Here is a 21,037-nt window from a genome sequence, read left to right on the forward strand (position 1 = left end):
AGCTTATTCAATTCCAAGAGCCTTGCAAGCAACTCCAGCTGCCGCCTGTTCCGCTGACTTTTTATTTTTTCCGCTAGCAGGTCCATAAACAACATCTCCAAGTTTTACAGAGACATAAAAAACTCTGTCATGGTCTGGTCCTGTTGTCTTTACAAGCGAATAAGAAGGACAAGCGTTTGTTTTTTTCTGATAAAATTCCTGAAGCAAAGTTTTATAATCCTTGCTTCCATGATCATTTTGAACTTTTCTTATTTCAGGAATAATCAATTCAAGAACAAGCTTTTCTGCGCTTTCATATCCAGAGTCAATATACAAAGCTCCAATAACTGCCTCAACAGCATCGGCCAAAATCGCCTTTTTTGATCTTCCACCTGAAAGCTCCTCGCCTTTTCCAAGCACAAGATATTTATCAATGTGCATTTTTTCAACAGCAATCGGCGCAAGAGACTGCTCGCTTACAACATTCGCCTTTATTTTTGCAAGATCACCTTCTTTGTTCTGCGACATATCATTATACAAAAATGCAGCAGTCGCAAGTCCAAGCACGCTGTCCCCAAGAAATTCAAGACGCTCATTATTATATCTTTTGTAGGAAGAATTTTCGTTTGAATAAGATCTGTGATGAAACGCCAAATCTAGCAAGGAATAGTTTTTAAAATGAAGCTTTAAATGCCTGCAAAATTCATCAAGCTCCTTTTTTCTTTCTCTTGTTAAACTTTTCTCTGGATAAAAAAGACTTTTAAAACCCATTGTATAATCCGAATAAAATTATAAAAACACAACAAAAAAAACAAGCCAAACAAAATGACTTAAATCTGCTGATTTTTCATTTTGTGTAAAACTAAAATAAACAAAAAAAGCACAGCCAACAGACTGTGCCTTGCTAAAACTGAAAAACAGAAATTACTGCTGCTGAGACTTGATATAGTCGTAAGCATCTTTTACAGTCTCAAATTCATTAGCCTTGTCATCAGGAATAGAAACACCCATTTCCTCTTCAATAGCATAAACAAGCTCATAAGTGTCAAGGCTGTCTGCTCCAAGGTCGCCACGGAAAGATGCATCCATTGTAACTTTTGACTCATCAATTCCGAGTTTTTCAGCGATAAGCTTCTGAATCTTTACAAACAATTCGTCCATTTTAGTCTCCTGATTTAGCCATTAACTTCTGGAGTAAGAACCTGACGGCCCTTGTAGAAACCGCATTTCTTGCATACATGGTGTGGAAGAACTAAGTTTCCGCAGTTTCCACATGCCACAAGATTCGGTGTGTCAAGATGCATATTAACGCCACGTCTTCTCTTGGTTACAGCTTTTGAAGTTTTCGATCTAGGTACTGCCATAATATATCCTCGCTATAATTTTTAGTCGTCTGTATAACGGTTTTTGATATTACTACAGATTCCTATTTCTTGTCAAGAATTATACTTGCATTATGAAACATTTGTCAATGAATTTTGACACCTTTTTATGACATTTTGACGATTTTTGTTATTTTGAAGCCGAATTTTGCTCAAAAAATTTCTTTTTCATCTCAATTTCAACAAGTTTTGGAACCATTGTGCTTATGTCTCCTCCAAACCTTGCAACTTCCTTTATGCTGCTTGATCGCACAAGAAAATATTTCTGCGCAGTCGGAATTAGAAGAGTTTCAACATCGCTGTTCAAATGTTTATTCATAAGGGAAAGATCAAACTCATGCGAAAAGTCCATAGCGTTCCGCACCCCCCTAATCAGCACATTTGCGCCGGATTTTCTGCAGTAGTCGGCAACAAGAGTATTCCATATATGAACGGTAACATTCTTGTAATTCTCAGTAAGCTTTATAAGCAAATCATAGCGTTCCTTGTCAGAAAAAAGGCACTTTTTGTCAGGATTTACAGAAATCAAAACATCAATCTTATCAAAAAGGCGGCTCGCTCTTTCTATTATATTTAAATGTCCGTAAGTCGGAGGGTCAAAAGAGCCCGGAAAAACAGCTGTAGTCATGTCTCTATTTTAGCAGATTTCAAAATTTTTAACAATGAAAACAAAATTAGTTAAATGCTGAAAATTTTTTTTAATCAATATATATTGCAATAAAATTACATTTGTTATATAACATACATTATAAAACACAACTATTAAAGTTAGTTAGGAGATTTTTATGAAAAAATTCACAACACTTTTTGCCGCACTTGTATTAGGATTGTCTGTTTCTGCAAAAACTTGGACAAACTACGCAGGATTTGGATGGAGACTTCCGACATCAACAACTGTAAAAGCAGACGAAGACGGAATGGACGACATCAAATTCAAGAACCAGACAGGACTTTCAATTGACTATGCAGGAACACACGAAAGCGGATTTTCTGTGCGCGGAATTTTTGACATCAATTATTCAAGCTCAAATCTTACAGTCGAAGATGATGATGACGAACTTAATGGACTAAACGGACTTTTTCTTATCGGAGCTGGATATGCGCCAATTTGCACAGACAAGATGTTTCTTGGACTATACGGTGTTCTTGGAGCAGATGTAACCGTGCTTTTCCGCGAGTATACTAAATCTTCATATTATTATGAGTCAGAATCCAAATACAGCATGACACATGCGGCCTCTGTTCTTGGAGCAAACGCAACATTTGTTTACACTCCTGCAAAGCATTTTTCAGTTTTTGCTTCAGTGTGCGCAAATTATATGTTCCCTGCAAAAGTAGAAGCTGAAATAACACAAAAAGTAAATGGAACAAAAATTTTTGATGGCGATGAAAAATTTGACTACAAAGGCGCTTTTAAATTTGTTCCTACAATAGGAATATGCTGGAAATTCTAGTTTCCCGCAAAAGGGTGCCGGCAGCAATGCAAGCGCCCTTAATTTTTGCCGCTTCTTTTAATTGACCAAACAAGATAAAGATATTAAAATTGTTCCCATGGAAAAATTCTTTACAAAACTAAGCTTAATTTCAGTATTTGCATTTTTATCCTGCGCCTCTGCGCCTGTAGAAAAAACTCCACAGATAGAAGAGCAGCTAACAGAACCAATAGTAATAGAAGAACCAGAGCCAGTTCAAGAAATTGAAGAAGAGCCGGTTGTTATTGAAAAAACAGACGATGAATACACAAGATCAACATCGGCAGTTTCTGTTTCAAAGGAAGTTTTCAATGAAGACAAGTCAAGAATCCTCAATATAATCAAAGACCTTGACACTTATATGAAAAACATGGACTACCGCGGATGGATTTCATATCTTGATGCAGACAGCCTGAACTATTGGTCAAAAAGACAGAACCTTCAGAAAGCAGCGAACAGGCTACCAAAAAAAGGACTTCGGCTAAATACAATCGAAGACTATTTCAAATTTGTTTTTATTCCAGCAAGAGCTGGACACACAGTTGACGAAATCCGTTACGAAACAAAGTCGCTTGTAAAAGCTGTCCAAGTTCAGAACAACACAGACGTAGTTTACTACAACTTCCATAAAGTCAATGACCAGTGGAAACTTGTACTTCCAAAGAACCCGGACTAAATTACATTTTTCTTGCTTTTTTGTGAAATATATTCTAAACTTGAAAAGATTCCATAAGGAGGAATAGTTATGAAAGTATCAAAGCTGATTGCAGGTGCCTGTTGTATTTTTATTTGTCAGGCAGTTTTTGCACAGGAACAGCAGAATGGAAAAGACCAGACTTCAAGAAACGAAACGACTGTAGAAGATGAATACTTAAGCAGCGTGCAAGATGTAATAATTGGAGAGCTTGCTGCTTCTGATGAATATGACAATAAGATTGTAGCCTTGCAGTACTTGGAAGAAGCTGTTGGAGCTGGAAGAAGTTCTCCAGACATGACAGCAGCTCTTTCCCGCCTTGCAGGTGAAGGAATAAAAAGCCAATCGCGCACAAACGGCCGCATAATGAACAACTTCCCAGACATCCGCGCAAAAGCCTGCGACCTTCTTGGAGAAATTCCTACAGTTGAATCGAAAAACATGCTTATTTCAATTGCCACAGAAGACAAAGAACCTATGGTTGTTACAGCAGCTATCCGTTCATTGGGAAATATCGGCATGAACGACAATGACGAAGTTGTAAACATGATTGAATTCGTGCACAAAAAGTATGCAGCCCTCAATCCTACAAGCTCGCTTGCACTTGAAGTTCTTAATGCTTACGAAAAGCTTGCTCCTACAGTTCAGAATAAAAACGAAATGATTCAGTCAATTTCTTCAATTGGAACAAACTACAAATATGTAAGACCTGTAAGACAAAAGGCATTGCAGCTTTTAAAGTCCATTCAGGGCAGCAATAATTCAAACAAAGATAAAGAGGGAAAATAAAAGACTGCGGGCATTTTCCGCCTGCAAGTTTTACAAAAGCGGCTGAAATATTCAAACGCAGTCGCTTTACTACAATTACTCTTAATTTTTCTATTCGGATTTTTCTACACAATCAGTTTTGTTTTTGAAAAGAAATTTATTTTTAGAAAATTAACTGAGAGATACGGGATTCGAACCCACAACCTTCGGCTCCGGAGGCCGACGCTCTATCCAGTTGAGCTAATCTCCCGAAAAGCATGAATAGATTATATTTTTGCTTTTAAAATGTCAACTGAAAAAACATTATGGAACCAATAATATTAGCATCCTCTTCTCCTAGGCGGCAAGAGATTTTAAAATTCCTAAACATTCCTTTTATTGTAAATCCTGCGGATATTGACGAAGCAATTCCTGCCGACATAAAGCCAGAGGAAGCCGCAGAATTTTTAGCAGCAAGAAAAATAGACGCTGTCGCAAGAAAGATTCCAGCGGAAAATGAAATCGGATGGATTTTGGCAGCGGACACAGTAATTCTCCACAAAAACAGAATTTTCGGCAAACCAAAAAATCAGGATGAAGCAAGAGACTTTCTAAATTCACTGCAAGGAACAACCCACAAAGTAATCACCGGAATCGCGCTTTTTAACGGAAGTGCTCACTACATGACAACAAGAACAAGCGTAAACAAAGTAACTTTCGCCGCAATGTCAGAAGCCGAAATTGAATCTTATCTTGAAACAAGCGAATGGCACGGAGCGGCAGGAGCATATAGAATTCAGGGAAAAGCATCTTGTTTTATAAAAAAAATCGAAGGAACTGAAAGCTCTGTAATGGGCTTGCCTATCTTCGAGCTATATGATATGCTTAAAGAGCAAAATTATAAGTTTACAGTTTGATAAACGATTTTGCCGGACATTTTTTCATAAGAAAATATGTTACGAAATCATCCGGGCTGATTAGTCAGCTACGAGAAACAAAGCCGGTGGAAAATTTTAAACATTAAGAAGAATTTTCCGGTGAAGGAGTTAATCATGGCAGTTGTAACCATGAAAAGTCTTCTTGAGTCTGGAGTTCATTTCGGACATCAAGTAAAACGCTGGGATCCACGTATGAAGAAGTACATCTTCGCAGAACGCAATGGAATCCACATTATCGACCTGCAGAAAACAATCACTGCAATCAAAGACAGCTATGATGTTGTACGCAAAGTTGCATCATCAGGAAAATCAGTTCTTTTCGTAGGAACAAAAAAACAGGCTCAGCAGGCTATTGCAAAAGAAGCAGAACGCTGCGGAATGTACTATGTAAACAACCGCTGGCTTGGTGGAACACTTACAAACTTTACAACAATCAAAAAATCGCTTCTCCGTCTTAAGAAAATCGAAAAGATGGAAGTTGACGGAACTTTCGACAAGCTCACAAAAAAAGAAGTCGCCGCATACATGAAAGAGAAAGAAACTCTCACAAAGAACTATGGCGGAATGAAAGACATGAAGGAGCTTCCTGGCGCAGTATTTATTATTGACACACACAAAGAGCAGATTGCTGTTGCAGAAGCACGCCGCATGGGAATTCCTATCATTGCTATTGTTGATACAAACTGCAATCCAGAAGGAATCAATTACCCTATTCCTGGCAATGATGACGCAATTCGCGCAATCAGCCTCTTTACTTCTATTATTGCAAACGCTGTAATCGAAGCAGACAATGAGCAGGGACTTAAAATCATCGACACTCTTGGAGACGAGGATGACATCACAACAGATGCAACAACCAAAAAAGAAGATGAAGAAATTGTTGATTATTCAAACTACACTCCTACAGAGCCAAAAGAAGAAGATGCAGAAGCTGACAAAAGAGAAAGCGAGCTTTTGGACGAGGACAATTATACAAAATAAAAATATCTCGGAGTAGAAAATGGCAGATATTACAGCCGCTATGGTAAAAGACTTGCGCGAAACAACAGGCGCAGGAATGATGGACTGCAAAAAAGCTCTTGTTGATACAAACGGAGACTTTGACGCAGCAGTAAAACTCTTGAAAGAAAAAGGACTTGCCGCAGTTGCAAAACGCGCAGAACGCGCAACTTCTGAAGGACGCATTTTTATTCGTCAGAACGGAAACAAAGTTGCTGTTGTTGAACTTGTATGTGAAACTGACTTTGTTGCAAAGAATGCAGAATTCATTGCATGCGGTGAAAAAATCCTTGATGAAATTTTTGCAAAGGGATACACAGAAATCAACAAAGAACTTTCTGATGTTCTTTTGGATTTTGCAACACGCACACGCGAGAATATGTCTTTGTCAAAGATTCAGGTTATTGATGTTCCTGAAAATTCAGTTGCAGGAATTTACATCCACTCTGACTTCAAGACAGCCGCTGTTACAGTTATCAAAGGTTCTACAGACGAAAAAGTAAAGGAATTTGCACGCGACTGCTGTATGCACCTTGCTGCATTTACTCCTGCTTACAACAGACCAGAAGATGTTCCAGCTGAATACATCAATGAGCAGAAAGAAATTTTTGCAAAACAGATGGAAGATGATCCAAAAATGGCATCAAAGCCACAGAATGTAAAAGATGGAATTCTTCAGGGCAAAATCAACAAGCACCTTGCTGAAATCTGTTTTGTTGATCAGATGTTTGTAAAAGACGACAAAAAGTCTGTAAAAGCAAAGCTTGATGAAGTTGGAAAATCAGTGGGCGCAACCCTTGAATTTGCCAGCATAAATCTTTTGCTCTTAGGAAAATAAAATATTGCGGCAGGCATTTTCAAAGCAAAGTGCTTGCCGTAGTTCTTTTTAATGAACTTAAAAAAGTTACAGACTTAATTATTTGGAGAAATTATGGCAGACAATGAAAGCCGAATGGAAAAAACGGTCAATTCACTGAAAGAAGAATACAAATCAATCAGAACAGGAAGAGCTAGCGCAGCAATTTTTGACAAAGTACGTGTTGACTATTATGGAACACCTACTCCTCTGAATCAAGTTGGAAACATTTCAATTCCGGAAGCTCGCACAATTGTAATTTCTCCTTTTGACAAGTCAATTATGGGCGACATTGAAAAAGCTATCCAGAAAGCAGAGCTCGGATTAAACCCAAACAATGATGGAAAGGTAATTCGTATCGCAATTCCGCCGCTTACAGCAGACAGAAGAAAAGAACTTGTAAAGCAGGCAAAAGCCACAGCAGAAAACTACCGCACAACAATCAGAAATATCCGCCGCGACGGAAATGAAGATTTGAAAAAACAGCAGAAAGCAGGAGAACTTACAGAAGATCAGCTCAAGACAGAAACTGAAAAGCTTCAGAAGCTCACTGATAAGTATATCGAAGAAATCAACGGAATTTATGAAGCTAAAGAAAAGGAAATAATGGAATAAATTCAATGTCTGATTTATTCAACAAAGATGCATTGCCGGTTCATGTAGGAATAATTATGGACGGCAATGGTCGCTGGGCAAAAAAGCGGAATCTACTCAGAACTAATGGCCACACGGAAGGCTTAAAAAGAGCAAAGGAAATTGCAAAAGCATCTTCTGACATCGGCTTGAAATTCCTTACATTTTATGTTTTTTCGACAGAAAACTGGAAACGCACAGAGCAGGAAGTTGGATTTTTGATGAATCTTATACATTCCTATCTTTTAAAGGAATTCGATTTCTGCAAATACAACAACGTTAGAGTCCGTATGCTCGGCGACAAGTCAAGACTGCCGGAAAATGTAAGAAAAGACATTGATAAAATTGAAAAAGATACAGAAAATCTTACAGGGCTTACAATTTGTCTTGCAATAAACTATGGTGGACGGGACGAAATTATCCGTGGTGTAAAAAAACTTGTTGCGGAAGGAAAAACGGCCTTGGATATTTCAGAAGAATCTATTTCAAGAAGTTTTGATGTTCCAGAGCTTCCTGATGTGGATTTGCTTATAAGAACTGGCGGAGAAAAAAGACTAAGTAATTTTCTGATGTGGCACTCGGCTTATGCTGAATTGCTTTTTTCAGACACACTTTGGCCTGATTATTATAAGGAAGAATTTTTCAAAGATATAGGAGAGTTTCAAAAAAGAACTAGAAGATTTGGAGCTGTTCCAGTATGAATAAAATTGCTTCCCGTTTATTGATTTTTTTTATCGGAATTCCTATTGTCATAGCCTTTATAGTTGCGCCATTTTATAATCATATTTTGCTTCATATTTTGGTCTGCTTGATTTCTGCGCTTGGTGCATCTGAGCTTTATGATATTTTTTCTGTAAAATACAAGCTTCTGAATAAAAAACTTATTATAGCTGAAAGCATCTTCATTCCACTTGTGGCGGCTCTTTACGCCATTTTGCCATCTTTGGGAATCAACTTTTATTCCGGGCAAGAAATTATAACATTCGCGTATATCGTAACAATTTTGATTTTATTTACAGTCGAAGTTTTTTCCCAAAAAGAATTTGAAGATTCGAATGCGCGGCTCGCTTCCTCTATTTTCATAATAACTTATACAGGATTTTTGCTTACATTTATTTCAAGAATGACAACTTGGACTTTAAACGGAAAAAACATAACTGTTCCAGTCGTTTGCGTATTTATCCTGATGGTATTTTTGTGCGACAGCATAGCATGGTTTTTGGGTGTTTTATTCGGAAAAAGCAACCGGGGAATTGTAAAAGCAAGCCCAAACAAAAGCTGCATTGGATTCATAGGCGGATTCATTGGTTCTGTTGGAGCTGGAATTTTAGGCTATTATTTATGGCCGCAAATTTTTTCAGGCTCGCCTCTTAAGATTGTCTTTACAGGACTTTGCATGGCACTTTCCTCAATTGTCGGCGACTTAACAGAATCTGTATTCAAGCGTTCATCTGGAATAAAAGATTCAGGCAAAATAATTCCTGGACGTGGAGGAATTTTGGACTCCATTGATTCCATAGTTGTTTCCGCTCCTATTTTCTATCTTTTAGTTTCAATTTTATTCGGACCGTTCAACTGATGAAAAAAAGAATTCTTGTTTTAGGCTGTACCGGATCAATCGGAAGCCAGACTCTTGATATTGCACGCAAAATGAGCGGCACTTTTGAAGTATGCGGAATTTCAGCTGGAAAAAATGAAGAAAAAGTAAAAGAATTATGCTGCGAATTCAATTGCAAAGGAACTGTTTTTTCAAAAGATGGAATAGAAGGTCTTAAAAAACTCATAAAAGAAAGCAAAGCCGATATTGCAGTAAATGGAATCGCTGGAGCTGCCGGTCTCAAGCCTTCAGTTCTTGTTTTGGAAAACGGAATTGACTTGGCTCTTGCAAACAAAGAAACAGTTGTAATGGCGTGGAATCTTGTAAAGGAAATTGCAAAAAAAAATGGAGCAAAAATAATTCCCGTAGACAGTGAGCATTCGGCAATATTCAACTTGGTGCAGAAAATCGGCTCGGAAAATATAAGCGAAATAATAATAACTGCAAGCGGCGGTCCGTTCAAGAATCTTTCAGATGAAGAGCTAAAAACAGTTTCAATTGAAGATGCATTAAAACATCCGACTTGGTCAATGGGACCAAAAATCACAATCGATAGCGCAAGTCTTGCAAACAAAGGTCTTGAAGTTATTGAAGCGTGCAGACTTTTTGACTTTCCGCCTGAAAAAGTGAGCGTTGTAGTTCATCCGCAAAGCCTGATTCATTCACTTGTAAGAACAAAGGACGGAATGTTGTACGCGCAGATTTCAAATCCCGATATGCGCCATCCAATATTCGGAGCTTTAGTCTGGCCGAAAATTTCAGAAAATTACCTTGAAAAATTTGACCTTGCATCTTGCAAAGAAATGACATTTTCCGCTCCAAGATTTGGCTCGTTTCCGCTTTTAAAAACAGCATTCAGCTGTGCAAAAAAAGGCGCAGGCTACACAATCGCATTCAATGCCGCAAACGAAATTGCAGTTCAGGCTTTTCTTGAAAAAAAATGTGGCTTTACCGATATTGCAAAAATTGTAATCAATACTCTTGAGCTTGACTGGAGCACGCAGCCAGCTTCAATTGAAGAAATTTTCAGCATTGACCAAAAAGTCCGCCTTGAAGCAGAACGTCAGCTTGCTTTGCTGTCAGGAGGAATCCGTTGACATTTGTCTTGGGAATTCTAGGACTAGGTTTTCTTGTATTTTTTCATGAACTAGGGCATTTTGTAGCCGCAAGAATTTTCGGAGTAAAAGTTGAAGCCTTTTCAATTGGAATGGGACCGGTTTTACTTCATAGCACTTGGAAAGAAACTGACTACAGAATTTCCCTTATTCCTTTGGGCGGATACTGCGCAATGAAAGGCGAAAAGGATTTCCAAGAAGCAATGGAAAAAAATCTCAAGGAAATTCAAGGCGAAAAGGATTCATTATACGGTATTCATCCTTTAAAAAGACTCGCAATAGCATTTGCAGGTCCGTTTGCAAATTTTTTGTTCGGATTTTTTGCATTTTTTACAATTGCCATTATCGGCTATACATACTACAGCGCAGGCACAAAAGTTTCCATGGCAGACGAAATTTATCCGGAACTTTCTTCCCCAGCCCACGATGTCGGAATGAAAAGCGGAGACAAAATTTTAAGTTTAAACGGAACAGCGGTAAATGACTTCAGCGAAATCGCAGCATTTATTTCAACTCATCCAGATGAAAATATAAAAATTGAAGTTGAGCGCGAAGGCAAAATCTTTTTCTTTGATGTGAAAACGGAACTGGACAAAGAAACTGGAGCTGGAAAACTTGGAATTGTTTCAGACCCGGAATCAATTGTTGAACACGAATATCCAAGGCACGGATTTTTCGGCGCATGCAAAGAAGGATTCACACAAAGCGCAAAAATTATCGCATTGACTGGAAAAAGCATAAGAATTCTATTTAAAGGCGTAAATCTTACAAATGCAGTTTCAGGACCGGTAAGAATCACTTCGATTTTGGGTACAACTGTAAAACATGGATTTGCGGCAGGATTTAAAGAAGGTGTAGTTTCCACGCTGGAATTTCTTGCGCTTATAAGCATTTCACTTTTTTTAACGAACCTGCTTCCTATTCCAGTTCTGGACGGCGGACTTATTCTTTTTGCGCTAATCGAATTTTTGGCACGCAAGAAAATGAATCCAAAAGTTTTGTATTACATTCAGTTTGTCGGAATATTTTTTATAGCTCTCCTTTTTATATTTGCCATGACAGGCGACATAATTTATTTTCTAAAAAAATAGAGGTTTTACATGAAAAAATTCATAAATATCGTTCTGCTATTTTTATCTTTCAGCCTTTATTCGCAGACAATAGCTTCAACTCAGTCGCATGAAGGAAAAGTCAACGCCCTGCTCTCTTCGGAAACAGAATCTTCTTCTGACGATTCATTTTATTCAGTGGGAAATGACGGATTTATTATAAAATGGACTTCGGACGGAATGGGAGAACACTACCAAGTTTCCGACTTGCAAGTGCGGCTTGTGGCAAAAAATTCAGTTTATGGGGACATCGCAGTTTACGAAACAGATGGAATTTCAAATCACAGGCTGACTGTAATAGATTCAAAGACTTACACAAAAAAGTTTTCCAAGAAATTCGCAAATTCAATAGTTTCAGTTTCGTTTTCAGCAAAGGGAAAATATCTTTTTGCGGGAACAACGGCAGTAAACGGAACTTTTGTTTTAAATGCAAGAACCGGAACTGTAATAAAAAAAGCGGCTGATGTTTCAGGAATTGTGCCGCTTATTCTCACAGGCGATTCAGAAAAAACTGCCGTTATGTACTCAAAGTCCGGAACTCTCTATTATTATGATTTGATTGGAATGAAAGTCAAGGCGAAATTTTCCGCGCCAAGTTCATTGAATCAGCTTACACTTTTTGGCACAGGAAATTTCAAAAATAGATTTATTGCAGGAGAAAAAAATAATACAATATTTATAATTGATGCAACTTCAGGAAAGACACTTGCTCAGTACCAGGCAAATTCGCCACTCATTTTCGCTTCAAAATCCAGCCATGAAGACAAGCAGGGGCTTTACTTTATAGCTGACGGCGGAAAAAATTTTTCGTTGCAGCTTGTAGACCAAGAATCATTGAAAAAACTTTTTACAGGAAAATCAGCAGCCTCACCTCTTATCATTAAGAATTTTACAGGGCTAAAAAGCCGCGACAAATTTACCTGCGCCGCAAAAAATGCAGAGACAGTAATGCTAGGAACACAAAATGGCGCGCTCTATTCCATGACAGATATTCCAGAATCAGAACTTTACAGCATTTTTTCAATCACAGAAAATATGTACCAGAAAATCTACGATATTGATTCCGATGAAAGCATTTTCTATCTTTTGACGCAAAACGCAATATTTAAAACTTCTTACGACACAAAAGCCATGTATAGACTGGGCTCTAGTTTTTCGCATACAAATATTTTAAAGCACAGTGATTCTCTCATTTTGTGGTCAAAAAACACACAGCGTCCAGTTCAGCAGATATCTTTGGACGGAAGTGAAAATACAAAAACTTTGTTCACGCCATCTGCTCAGCTTAGAAACTTAAGAGTATTCAAAAACAAAATTGTCTATATTCTGGGAACTTCCATAGTCGCAATCTATGACATGGAAACAGGAGCAAATTCAACTGTATACACAGGAACTTCGGTTCAAGATGCGGTTCTTGTAAATGAAAATCTTGTTGTCGTGGCAAAAACTTCCACAGGAAAAGGAGATTCCGCATTCGTTTCTGTAAACACCCAGACAAAAGAAACCGTTCCTCTCAAATTCAATGGAGATGTTGCTTTTTCCTTAAGCTATGATGAAAACAAGGAAAATTCTCCTGTATACGGAATTTCAATTGACTCTATAAACGGCACATCAAAAACACTTGTATTTTCTTTCTATCCAAAGTCTGGAATCCAGAATTCGCTGTTCACATTGCAGGCAGAAGACGCTACTGCATTTACAGAACTTGAATATCCTTTTGTGTTCACAAACATAGGCAAAAATCAAGTGCGCTCATACAACATTTCAGCAGGAAAAACAACTGTTTTCCGCCGCTCCGCTTCTATGCCGCTAAAAGCTGCCGCATCAAAAGACAGAGTCGCTGTTCTTAACTACAACGGAAGCATTTCCTGGTACAATCCAAGCTCGCAGATTCTTCTTGCGGACTGGTACTTAACAACAGACGGCGACTGGATTGAATTTTAGTTAACTGCAAAAAAAATCCGCGCAATGCAAACAAAACAATGCACGGATTCTGGATAAAATGTCAGCTTTATGAAATATTAGATTCTAATTTTTTTATTCAAGCCTGCATAATATTCTTTTCTAAGCTGCTTAACCTGATCGTCCTTGAGATAATCATCAAAATTCATCATGCGGTCAATTATTCCTTTAGGAGTGATTTCGATAATTCTGTTTGCAATTGTCGAAATAAATTCGTGGTCATGGCTTGAGAACATTACAACGCCAGGAAACTTCACAAGGCCTTCGTTTAAGCTTTCAATTGACTCAAGATCAAGATGGTTTGTAGGATCGTCAAGAATCAAAACATTTGCGCCGCTAAGCATCATTTTTGAAAGCATACAGCGCACTTTTTCGCCTCCAGAAAGAACCTTTACTTTTTTAAGCCCATCATCACCGGAAAAAAGCATGCGTCCCAAAAATCCGCGGACATAAGCATCATCCTGATCAGGAGAATACTGCTTGAGCCAGTCAGTTATTGTAAGCTCATTGTTAAAATAAGATGAATTGTCGCGACCCATGTAGCTGTGGCTTGTAGTCTGTCCCCAGCTATATGTTCCGCTGTCAGGCTTTTTTGTTTCTGAAACAATATCAAAAAATGAAGTTATTGAGTTATGTTCCATTCCGACAAAAGCAACTTTTTCGCCAGGATGAATTGTAATGCTAAAGTCATTGAGCAGAACATTTCCATCGTCGTCCTTTGAATTCAATTTTTCAGCGGTAAGAACAAAATTTCCAATCTCGCGTTCAGGCTGAAATCCAACATAAGGGAATTTTCGGCTCGTAACAGGAATATCTTCAAGCTCCATTTTTTCAAGCATTTTCTTGCGGCTCGAAGCCTGTCCTGACTTTGAAACATTGCTTGCAAACCGCTGTATAAACTGCTTAAGGTCTGCCATTTTGTCTTCGCGTTTTTTCTGCTGATCTTTTGCCTGCTTTTGAAGAATCTGGCTCATCTGATACCAGAAGTCATAGTTTCCGGTAAACTGAGTAATTTTTCCGTAGTCAATATCGCAAGTAAATGTGCAGACTGCATTCAAAAAGTGGCGGTCATGCGAAACAACAATAACGCAGTTCTCAAATTCCAAAAGAAATTCCTCAAGCCAAATAATGGACTCAAGGTCAAGACCGTTTGTAGGCTCATCGAGAATAAGATAATCAGGATTTCCAAAAAGAGCCTGGGCAAGAAGCACTCGTACCTTTTGGCTTTCGTCCAGCTCGCTCATCATTCTGTCGTGGAATTCCTCTTCAAGACCAAGACCAGAAAGCATCTGCTCAATCTGATTTTCTGCCTCGTAGCCTCCAAGCTCGCCAAATTCCGCCTGCATATCCGCAGCCTTCATTCCGTCTTCATCAGAAAAATCTTCTTTTGCGTAAATTGCATCGATGTCCTTTTCCAACTGATAAAGCTTCGGATAGCCCATCTTTACAGTTTCTTTTACTGAATATCCGTCATATTTAAAGTGATCCTGGCTTAAAACCGACATACGTTCGCCGGGAGTAATTGTAATTGTTCCCGTGTCATGCTCTATTTCACCGGAAAGAATTTTCAAGAAAGTTGACTTGCCTGCTCCGTTTGCACCAATAATTCCGTAGCAGTTTCCTTTCATAAATTTTATGTTCACATCTTTGAACAAAGGTTTTTCACTGAATTTTAGACTTACATCTGTTACTGTAATCAATTTTTTTTCTCCGATTTATTTTTTTCCAAAGAAGGATTTTATTCTAGCTAATACGCTTTTCTTTTGAGGCGATTTTTTAGATTCCGCAGGCTTTGAAGAATAACTCTTTTTGCCCGAAGCATTTTTTTGCATTGAAGAATTTTTCTTTGCAACGCTTTGTTTTTTTGAAGAATACTTTTGCTTATTTGAAGACGAAGAAGTAAGGGATGCGTATTTTTCCTTATAAACTTTCATGCGCTCTTCTGTTGACATTGTGGCAAGCTTGTCTTCATCAATATAAACACGTCTGTCGCGCTTGTATTCTTTTTTAGCTTCTTCGTTGCGTGAAGAATAACGGCCTCTTCCTTTTTTTGAAGAACGTCTTCTATCTGAACTGCCATTTTTTCTATTGTATTCAGCTGCACGGCGGCGTCCAAATTCGCTTTTGTCATTGTAATCTTCGTGATAACTGTCAAGTTTTATATATACACCGGCGCTTTTGTCTTGAACAAACATGGATTCATCTGCGACACAGCTAGGAATGGGCTTTTCAATATAACGCTCAATCGGCGGTAAGGAATAAACGTCCTGCTCACTGCAAAATGTAAATGCCTTTCCTGATTTTCCGGCACGTGCAGTTCTTCCAATGCGATGCACGTAGTTTTCAGCCTCATTCGGCAAGTCGTAGTTTATAACCATCGCAAGGTCGTTTACATCAATTCCACGGGCGGCAACATCTGTAGCAACGAGACATTTTATAGCTCCGGCTTTAAATTTATCCATTATGGCAAGGCGTTTTTTCTGCGGAAGGTCTCCGATTATAAACTCGCTTTCAAATCCGTTCATTCTAAGACGCTTTGCAACAATCTCGCAGCTTTTTTTTGTATTGCAGAAAACAATCAGGCTTTCAGGCTTTTCACGCGAAATAATTCCAAGCAAAAGTTTCATTTTGTCATCGCTTGAAACATGAAAAAGCTCCTGGGCAATTTCGTCAACAGTTATATTTTCCGCAGCAATTGTAATTTCTGCCGGATTGCGGGTATATTCCCAAGCGAGATTTTTTACATAGGAATTTAAGGTCGCGCTAAAAAGCATTGTCTGCCGCTGCTCGCTTGAAGGCAAAACTTTTATAAGTGTTCTTAAATCCGGATAAAATCCCATGTCAAACATTCTGTCGGCTTCGTCAATCACAAGAAAAGCAACAGAACTCAAATCCATTTGATTTCCATGGTTTAAGTCAATTACACGTCCCGGAGTTCCAATCATAATGTCCACACCTTTTTTTAAGGACGCAACCTGCTTGTCATATCCAACGCCGCCGTAGAAACTAGCGCATTTTAGAGAAGTGAACTTTGCAAGTTTTTGAGCTTCTTCCTGAACTTGAACAGCAAGCTCCCTTGTAGGAACCATAATCAAAGCTTTTTTTCCTGCCGCCTCTCCGCGTGTCAAAAGCTCCTGAATAACGCTTGTTAAATACGCCGCAGTTTTTCCAGTTCCTGTCTGCGACTGAACATACAAATCTCTTCCTTCCAAAGAAGACTTTAAAACCTGCTCCTGAACAGGAGTGCAATCCACGTAGCCTGCATCTTCAATTCCCTGCAAAAGGCTTTCGTGTAAAGAAAATTCTGTAAATTTCATTGCTAAATCCTAAAAATATAATTACATCTTTGCGATAAAAGTCAATTTCTTTCTATAATATAAATAGTTAGCTTAGTATACAAGTTTTTTCAGATAGTATCAATTGAAATAAGATAAATGAATTTTTATTCACACAAAAAAAATCCCGAGGAAAATTCCCCGGGAAAAATCGCTCACTTCTTGAGTTCTTATTTTATTCTATTTGAATATCTGAAACTTCATAGCTTCCTTTATCCAACGGCTCAAAGAAAACTTGCAGATTTTTTATTCCAGAAACAGGAGACAAAATCTCAAATTCTGTTTCGCTTCCTGTGCAGAATTTATCGTAACCTATGCCCAAAGAACTATTTTCCTTCTCAAATTTTATTCCTATGTGAATCATATTTCCAGAATCGCTTTTTATCTTGTATTTCACAGATTTGACAGAATCATATCCATCTAAAGTTTTTGTGAACATTAAAACTGAAAGATTTTTATTGATTGAAAAAAAAAGCGTTTAAAATAAAAATACGGCAGCTTCCTACTTTCCCGCGTTAGCAGTATCATCGGCGTAGAAGAGCTTGACTTCCGTGTTCGGTATGGGAACGGGTATTGCCTCTTCACTTTGGCTACCGTGATTAAGAATATATACTTTCCAAAAAAAAATGTCAATATGAATTTGCAAAAACTATTATTTTTTTTAGAAAAATTTTGAATTTTTCAGTATGAAAACAGTTAGCTTACGGTTTCAAGCACACAAATTTTGTTAAAGCGGCTTAAAATCTGAAGCTGGATGCTTACATACAGGGCAAATAAAATCGTCCGGCAAAGTTTCGCCTTCGTAAATATATCCGCATACAGTGCAAATAAATCCCTTTTTCTTTTCCGTGGAAGCCGGCTTTGGCTTTATATTATTCTGATAAAATGAATACGTTGCTGAAGGAACTTGCGACAAAACTTCACCGTCTGTAACATCAGCAATAAAAAGAGTGTGCGTTCCCAAATCCAAAGTAGAAACAACTTTCGCACTCAAAAATGCGTTTGTTTCCTCCGCAATATAAACAAGACCGTTTGCAGATCTTTTAAAAGAAATTGACTCCAGTTTGTCTGTATTTCTGCCGCTTTGAAAGCCCCAGTGCTTGTAAGTTCCAAATTTTGAATTTTCTGCTAGAACTGAAACATTGAATTCTTTTGTTTTCAGAATCATGTCGTGCGTATAATTCGCTTTGTTTACCGTCAAAGAAATTCTGTTAGGCTGGGAAGTAACCTGCCCTACAGTATTCACAATGCAGCCGTTGTCTTTTTCGCCGTCTTTTGCAGTCAAAATAAAAAGACCGTAAGACAAATTGAACATAGCCTTGTTATCCATAAAGAACCTCCGTTAAGAAAGTGAATTACTTTAAATATAACAAAAGCTATAAAATATGCAAAGTTATTTTAATTTTTTTTCGATTTCCTGAATTTTTTCAAGAATAACCGGCTTGTTTTTTTTGTTATAGAATTCCGCAAGTTTTCCAAGTGCAAAAAGTTCATCTTTTAAGGCAAGAAGTTTTTCCATGGGTAAATTTTCTGGAATATATTCAACAAGCACGCTGCCCGTTTTTTCATTGCGCTCAACTTTTTTTACGGCAGAATGGCTTCCCACCGCTGAATACAATGCGGAAAATATATCATCATCTTTAAAAACTTCATTGCGTAAACGGATTCTTCCTGGAAAAAAACTTGAAACAATCATTTTTTAATCCAATGAGCTCATTGCATTTACGCTGATTGCAACTGTGGAGCTATTATGAAGCAAGGCTGCCATTTGCGGTGTTATGGAACCAGCAAGTCCGCCGGCAATAAGCGCAGAATTTATTCCAATTATAGCACGGTTGTTTCCGTGAATTCTTGAAATTAAGTTTCGGCTTATTTTCCGCAGAACTGGAAGAGAATCCAAGCCGTCATCAGGAAGAAGAATATCCGCAGTTTCGCTTGCAATTGAGCTTGCTTTTCCCATTGCAATTCCAACATTTGCCGCAGAAAGAGCTGGAGAATCATTGATTCCGTCTCCAACCATAACAACTTTGTGTCCTTCTTTCTTAAGCTTTTCAATCCAAGATACTTTTGTGTCTGGAAGAGCTTCAGCAACAAAATCTGTTACGCCAGTTTTTTCCGCAACTTCTTTTGCAGTATGCTTATTATCGCCTGTAATCATAATAACATTCTTAAAACCAGACTCTTTCAATTTTTTTATTACAGCGCAAGATTCTTTTCTGATTGGATCTTCAATTATGATTATAGCGGCAAGTTCTCCGTCAATTGCAAAATAAAGCTGAGAGCAGCCAGTTATTGTATTTATGCAGTCTTCAACTTCTTTTGTAAGCGGAATTTTTTCATCATCAAAAATAAAATGCGCGCTTCCTATGCGGAGTTTTTTTCCATCAAGGCTAGAAGCAATTCCATGCGCAAGAATATATTCTACTTTTGTGTGCTCTTCCTTGTGGTTCAATCCTCTGGACGCAGCTTCATTTACAACCGCCCGCGCCAAAGAATGAGGGAAATGCTCTTCAAGGCAAGCAGCAAGCTTTAAAACTTCATTTTCGTTTCTAGTGCCAAAAACAACAATCTTTTTTACAACAGGGTTTGATTCTGTCAATGTTCCTGTCTTGTCAAAAACAATTGTGTCAGCTTCAGCGAATTCCTCAAGAAATTTTCCGCCTTTCGCAAGAATTCCGTTCCGGGCGCAATCTCTCATTGCAGAAAGAACTGAAATCGGAGCAGAAAGCTTCATAGCGCATGAATAATCCACAAGCAATGTTGAAGCCGCCTTTGTAAAGTTGCGTGTAAAGAAATACGCAAGACCTGCAATTAAAAAGTTGTATTTTACAAGATTGTCAGCAACACGTTCCGCTTTTTCCTGGCTTGCAGCCTTAAGCGAATTTGAGCGGTCAATCATATTTGCAATTTTGCTTACTTTGGTTTCTCCGCCGCAAGCCTTCACTTTTATTTTTATTTCGCCTTCTTCAAGAATTGTGGAAGCAAAAACAGACGAGCCTTTTTCACGCTGCACAGGCAAAGCTTCTCCAGTCATTGAAGATTGGTTCACCATTCCAACTCCGTCCACAACAGTTCCGTCAACAGGAATTACAGAGCCAGCGCGAACAATAACAATGTCGCCAGCCTTTAAAAGCTGTGTAGAAATCTCTTTTTCTTCTCCGTCCTGAACAATTGTAACGGTTTCATCAGTTATAAGAAGCGACTGAGTCAAATTGTCGTGGGACTTTCGCTTTGTGTAATCTTCGAGAGTATCGCCGATATTCAAAAGGAAATTTATAGTTCCAGCTGTATCTATGTCGCCAGTTAAATATGAAAGAGAAATTGCAGCCGCATCAAGAGTTTCCGCACAGAACGGCTTACCTCTCACTACGCTTGCAATACCCTTTTGAACACGAGGAACAATTGAAACAAGAGAAATGATTTTTCTCAATGGAAGAGGAAGAAGTTTTTTTAGAAAATGCTCAACTGTAAGGGACAGCAACGACTCCAAAAGACTTTCCTGCACAGAAGGCATAGAAACGCTTGAAAGCAGATTTTCATCATTGAGATACTTTCCATCAAGAGCCTTTACATAGGAAAGAACTGTTTCCAAGGAAGTATCTTTATATTCAATAAGAATGCTTCCTGAAACTATATTAACAGAAACAGAAATTATTCCTTCTTGAAGACCAACAAGCATCTGAACAAGCATTGCCTGACGCAAAGACAGAATGTGACGCTCATATCTAAGCCTTACTCTGCCTGGAAGACTGTGAGAAATCTGAAAATCCATTGCAATCCCTTTTTAAAAATATATTTTTAAATATTTCAAGAATTGATTTTTAAGCGTTGGCTTTTGCTGCGTTTTTATTGTAAGCGGCCTCTGCCTTTATATCTTCCGCGTCTTCTTTTACAGTTTCAACAAAAGAAGCAGCATCATCTTTAAGCTGCATTCCCGCACTGATAACTTTAGAGCAGACTTTCTTGAATCCAGCTGTTTTTACCAAGGCAAGAGTTACTCCGCCAACCGCAACACCAATAGCAAATGCACCTAATTTTGTCATAAAAACACCTCGCAAGTATTATATTTTCTTTCATTATATAAACTGAATAAATTTTTTCAAGTCTACATTGCACTCAATAAAGATAATCATTTTCAAAATAAAAGCAACTTTTTCACAAAATTTTAATAAAAAAGCAGAAATTAATGCAAATTAAACAAAAAAATTGTATATTTAAA

The 21,037-nt window shown here is 38.0% G+C and carries 23 protein-coding genes, 1 tRNA gene and 1 rRNA gene; 12 read left to right on the top strand and 13 right to left on the bottom strand.

Going from position 1 to position 21,037, the window contains the following annotated elements:
- Positions 1-3: 3 nt before the first annotated feature.
- The 4 genes from rnc to coaD all read right to left on the bottom strand — a co-directional run bounded on the left by rnc (position 4) and on the right by coaD (position 1,989).
- The gene (gene rnc / locus B3209_RS03355) at positions 4-750 is read right to left on the bottom strand and encodes a ribonuclease III (protein WP_296664101.1); all 747 of its coding nucleotides are present in this window, start codon (positions 748-750) and stop codon (positions 4-6) included.
- A 153-nt stretch (positions 751-903) separates the two neighbouring features.
- Positions 904-1,140, bottom strand: a complete 237-nt coding sequence (acpP, locus tag B3209_RS03360) for an acyl carrier protein (protein ID WP_013701409.1) — start codon at positions 1,138-1,140, stop codon at positions 904-906.
- A gap of 14 nt (positions 1,141-1,154) precedes the next feature.
- Complete coding sequence (rpmF, locus tag B3209_RS03365; protein ID WP_013701408.1) at positions 1,155-1,343, bottom strand: 50S ribosomal protein L32; 189 nt, start codon at positions 1,341-1,343, stop codon at positions 1,155-1,157.
- Positions 1,344-1,491: 148 nt separating this feature from the next.
- Positions 1,492-1,989 carry a pantetheine-phosphate adenylyltransferase gene (coaD, locus tag B3209_RS03370; RefSeq protein WP_295797086.1) on the bottom strand — a complete coding sequence of 166 codons (498 nt, stop codon included), beginning with the start codon at positions 1,987-1,989 and terminating at the stop codon, positions 1,492-1,494.
- Positions 1,990-2,146: 157 nt separating this feature from the next.
- On the opposite strand from coaD, the gene B3209_RS03375 reads away from it, so the two are divergent.
- From B3209_RS03375 to B3209_RS03385, 3 genes are all read left to right on the top strand, one after another.
- Positions 2,147-2,815, top strand: coding sequence for a hypothetical protein (locus B3209_RS03375; protein ID WP_296664102.1), 669 nt, complete (start codon positions 2,147-2,149; stop codon positions 2,813-2,815).
- Between the two features lie 97 nt (positions 2,816-2,912).
- Positions 2,913-3,509, top strand: coding sequence for a hypothetical protein (locus B3209_RS03380; protein WP_296664103.1), 597 nt, complete (start codon positions 2,913-2,915; stop codon positions 3,507-3,509).
- Positions 3,510-3,578: 69 nt separating this feature from the next.
- Positions 3,579-4,316, top strand: coding sequence for a HEAT repeat domain-containing protein (locus B3209_RS03385; RefSeq protein ID WP_296664104.1), 738 nt, complete (start codon positions 3,579-3,581; stop codon positions 4,314-4,316).
- 155 nt (positions 4,317-4,471) lie between these two features.
- On the opposite strand, the gene B3209_RS03390 is transcribed toward B3209_RS03385, so the two are convergent.
- Positions 4,472-4,545 (bottom strand) — tRNA-Arg (locus tag B3209_RS03390).
- Between the two features lie 55 nt (positions 4,546-4,600).
- On the opposite strand from B3209_RS03390, the gene B3209_RS03395 reads away from it, so the two are divergent.
- From B3209_RS03395 to B3209_RS03435, 9 genes are all read left to right on the top strand, one after another.
- Positions 4,601-5,191, top strand: coding sequence for a Maf family protein (locus B3209_RS03395; protein ID WP_296664105.1), 591 nt, complete (start codon positions 4,601-4,603; stop codon positions 5,189-5,191).
- Positions 5,192-5,326: 135 nt separating this feature from the next.
- Positions 5,327-6,193 (top strand): 30S ribosomal protein S2, encoded by an 867-nt coding sequence (gene rpsB / locus B3209_RS03400; RefSeq protein ID WP_296091572.1) that lies wholly within the window; start codon positions 5,327-5,329, stop codon positions 6,191-6,193.
- A 19-nt stretch (positions 6,194-6,212) separates the two neighbouring features.
- Positions 6,213-7,049, top strand: a complete 837-nt coding sequence (tsf, locus tag B3209_RS03405) for a translation elongation factor Ts (protein ID WP_296664106.1) — start codon at positions 6,213-6,215, stop codon at positions 7,047-7,049.
- A gap of 93 nt (positions 7,050-7,142) precedes the next feature.
- Complete coding sequence (frr, locus tag B3209_RS03410) at positions 7,143-7,682, top strand: ribosome recycling factor (RefSeq protein ID WP_013701401.1); 540 nt, start codon at positions 7,143-7,145, stop codon at positions 7,680-7,682.
- Between the two features lie 5 nt (positions 7,683-7,687).
- The gene (gene uppS / locus B3209_RS03415) at positions 7,688-8,401 is read left to right on the top strand and encodes a polyprenyl diphosphate synthase (RefSeq protein WP_296664107.1); all 714 of its coding nucleotides are present in this window, start codon (positions 7,688-7,690) and stop codon (positions 8,399-8,401) included.
- The gene (locus tag B3209_RS03420) at positions 8,398-9,279 is read left to right on the top strand and encodes a phosphatidate cytidylyltransferase (protein WP_296664108.1); all 882 of its coding nucleotides are present in this window, start codon (positions 8,398-8,400) and stop codon (positions 9,277-9,279) included. The genes uppS and B3209_RS03420 overlap by 4 nt, the downstream gene beginning before the upstream one ends.
- Positions 9,279-10,394, top strand: a complete 1,116-nt coding sequence (dxr, locus tag B3209_RS03425) for a 1-deoxy-D-xylulose-5-phosphate reductoisomerase (RefSeq protein ID WP_296664109.1) — start codon at positions 9,279-9,281, stop codon at positions 10,392-10,394. Before B3209_RS03420 ends, dxr begins: the two co-directional genes overlap by 1 nt.
- A complete protein-coding gene (locus B3209_RS03430; RefSeq protein ID WP_296664110.1) occupies positions 10,391-11,503 on the top strand; it encodes a M50 family metallopeptidase in 1,113 nt (370 codons plus the stop codon). The genes dxr and B3209_RS03430 overlap by 4 nt, the downstream gene beginning before the upstream one ends.
- Positions 11,504-11,512: 9 nt before the next feature.
- Positions 11,513-13,465, top strand: a complete 1,953-nt coding sequence (locus B3209_RS03435) for a YncE family protein (RefSeq protein WP_296664111.1) — start codon at positions 11,513-11,515, stop codon at positions 13,463-13,465.
- Positions 13,466-13,542: 77 nt separating this feature from the next.
- Here the strand turns inward: B3209_RS03435 and B3209_RS03440 are convergent, their stop codons facing one another.
- From B3209_RS03440 to B3209_RS03475, 8 genes are all read right to left on the bottom strand, one after another.
- Positions 13,543-15,183: an ABC-F family ATP-binding cassette domain-containing protein gene (locus B3209_RS03440; protein WP_296091560.1), complete on the bottom strand. Its 1,641-nt coding sequence runs from the start codon at positions 15,181-15,183 to the stop codon at positions 13,543-13,545.
- Positions 15,184-15,198: 15 nt separating this feature from the next.
- Positions 15,199-16,800 carry a DEAD/DEAH box helicase gene (locus B3209_RS03445; protein ID WP_296689819.1) on the bottom strand — a complete coding sequence of 534 codons (1,602 nt, stop codon included), beginning with the start codon at positions 16,798-16,800 and terminating at the stop codon, positions 15,199-15,201.
- A 193-nt stretch (positions 16,801-16,993) separates the two neighbouring features.
- The gene (locus B3209_RS03450) at positions 16,994-17,215 is read right to left on the bottom strand and encodes a hypothetical protein (protein WP_296689821.1); all 222 of its coding nucleotides are present in this window, start codon (positions 17,213-17,215) and stop codon (positions 16,994-16,996) included.
- Positions 17,216-17,307: 92 nt separating this feature from the next.
- Positions 17,308-17,416 (bottom strand): 5S ribosomal RNA (gene rrf / locus B3209_RS03455).
- A 129-nt stretch (positions 17,417-17,545) separates the two neighbouring features.
- Positions 17,546-18,148 carry a flavin reductase gene (locus B3209_RS03460; RefSeq protein WP_296663980.1) on the bottom strand — a complete coding sequence of 201 codons (603 nt, stop codon included), beginning with the start codon at positions 18,146-18,148 and terminating at the stop codon, positions 17,546-17,548.
- A 63-nt stretch (positions 18,149-18,211) separates the two neighbouring features.
- Entirely contained in the window at positions 18,212-18,514 is a 303-nt protein-coding gene (locus B3209_RS03465; protein ID WP_296663982.1) for an HMA2 domain-containing protein, read from the bottom strand.
- A 3-nt stretch (positions 18,515-18,517) separates the two neighbouring features.
- Positions 18,518-20,590 carry a heavy metal translocating P-type ATPase gene (locus tag B3209_RS03470; protein ID WP_296663984.1) on the bottom strand — a complete coding sequence of 691 codons (2,073 nt, stop codon included), beginning with the start codon at positions 20,588-20,590 and terminating at the stop codon, positions 18,518-18,520.
- 49 nt (positions 20,591-20,639) lie between these two features.
- Positions 20,640-20,861 (bottom strand): DUF6110 family protein, encoded by a 222-nt coding sequence (locus tag B3209_RS03475; RefSeq protein WP_276752284.1) that lies wholly within the window; start codon positions 20,859-20,861, stop codon positions 20,640-20,642.
- Between the last annotated feature and the right edge of the window lie 176 nt (positions 20,862-21,037).

It is taken from the genome of Treponema sp. UBA6852 (assembly GCA_002449305.1).
Taxonomy (GTDB): domain Bacteria; phylum Spirochaetota; class Spirochaetia; order Treponematales; family Treponemataceae; genus Treponema_D.

Excerpts from the sequence above, each read along its gene's own strand:
- tsf (WP_296664106.1), top strand. The coding sequence starts at position 6,213 with ATGGCAGATATTACAGCCGCTATGGTAAAAGACTTGCGCGAAACAACA.
- B3209_RS03460 (WP_296663980.1), bottom strand. The coding sequence starts at position 18,148 with ATGGATAACAAGGCTATGTTCAATTTGTCTTACGGTCTTTTTATTTTG.
- B3209_RS03465 (WP_296663982.1), bottom strand. The coding sequence starts at position 18,514 with ATGATTGTTTCAAGTTTTTTTCCAGGAAGAATCCGTTTACGCAATGAA.
- rnc (WP_296664101.1), bottom strand. The coding sequence starts at position 750 with ATGGGTTTTAAAAGTCTTTTTTATCCAGAGAAAAGTTTAACAAGAGAA.
- B3209_RS03395 (WP_296664105.1), top strand. The coding sequence starts at position 4,601 with ATGGAACCAATAATATTAGCATCCTCTTCTCCTAGGCGGCAAGAGATT.
- coaD (WP_295797086.1), bottom strand. The coding sequence starts at position 1,989 with ATGACTACAGCTGTTTTTCCGGGCTCTTTTGACCCTCCGACTTACGGA.
- uppS (WP_296664107.1), top strand. The coding sequence starts at position 7,688 with ATGTCTGATTTATTCAACAAAGATGCATTGCCGGTTCATGTAGGAATA.
- rpmF (WP_013701408.1), bottom strand. The coding sequence starts at position 1,343 with ATGGCAGTACCTAGATCGAAAACTTCAAAAGCTGTAACCAAGAGAAGA.
- frr (WP_013701401.1), top strand. The coding sequence starts at position 7,143 with ATGGCAGACAATGAAAGCCGAATGGAAAAAACGGTCAATTCACTGAAA.
- B3209_RS03475 (WP_276752284.1), bottom strand. The coding sequence starts at position 20,861 with ATGACAAAATTAGGTGCATTTGCTATTGGTGTTGCGGTTGGCGGAGTA.
- B3209_RS03445 (WP_296689819.1), bottom strand. The coding sequence starts at position 16,800 with ATGAAATTTACAGAATTTTCTTTACACGAAAGCCTTTTGCAGGGAATT.
- B3209_RS03385 (WP_296664104.1), top strand. The coding sequence starts at position 3,579 with ATGAAAGTATCAAAGCTGATTGCAGGTGCCTGTTGTATTTTTATTTGT.
- acpP (WP_013701409.1), bottom strand. The coding sequence starts at position 1,140 with ATGGACGAATTGTTTGTAAAGATTCAGAAGCTTATCGCTGAAAAACTC.
- rpsB (WP_296091572.1), top strand. The coding sequence starts at position 5,327 with ATGGCAGTTGTAACCATGAAAAGTCTTCTTGAGTCTGGAGTTCATTTC.
- dxr (WP_296664109.1), top strand. The coding sequence starts at position 9,279 with ATGAAAAAAAGAATTCTTGTTTTAGGCTGTACCGGATCAATCGGAAGC.
- B3209_RS03470 (WP_296663984.1), bottom strand. The coding sequence starts at position 20,590 with ATGGATTTTCAGATTTCTCACAGTCTTCCAGGCAGAGTAAGGCTTAGA.
- B3209_RS03375 (WP_296664102.1), top strand. The coding sequence starts at position 2,147 with ATGAAAAAATTCACAACACTTTTTGCCGCACTTGTATTAGGATTGTCT.
- B3209_RS03435 (WP_296664111.1), top strand. The coding sequence starts at position 11,513 with ATGAAAAAATTCATAAATATCGTTCTGCTATTTTTATCTTTCAGCCTT.
- B3209_RS03380 (WP_296664103.1), top strand. The coding sequence starts at position 2,913 with ATGGAAAAATTCTTTACAAAACTAAGCTTAATTTCAGTATTTGCATTT.
- B3209_RS03420 (WP_296664108.1), top strand. The coding sequence starts at position 8,398 with ATGAATAAAATTGCTTCCCGTTTATTGATTTTTTTTATCGGAATTCCT.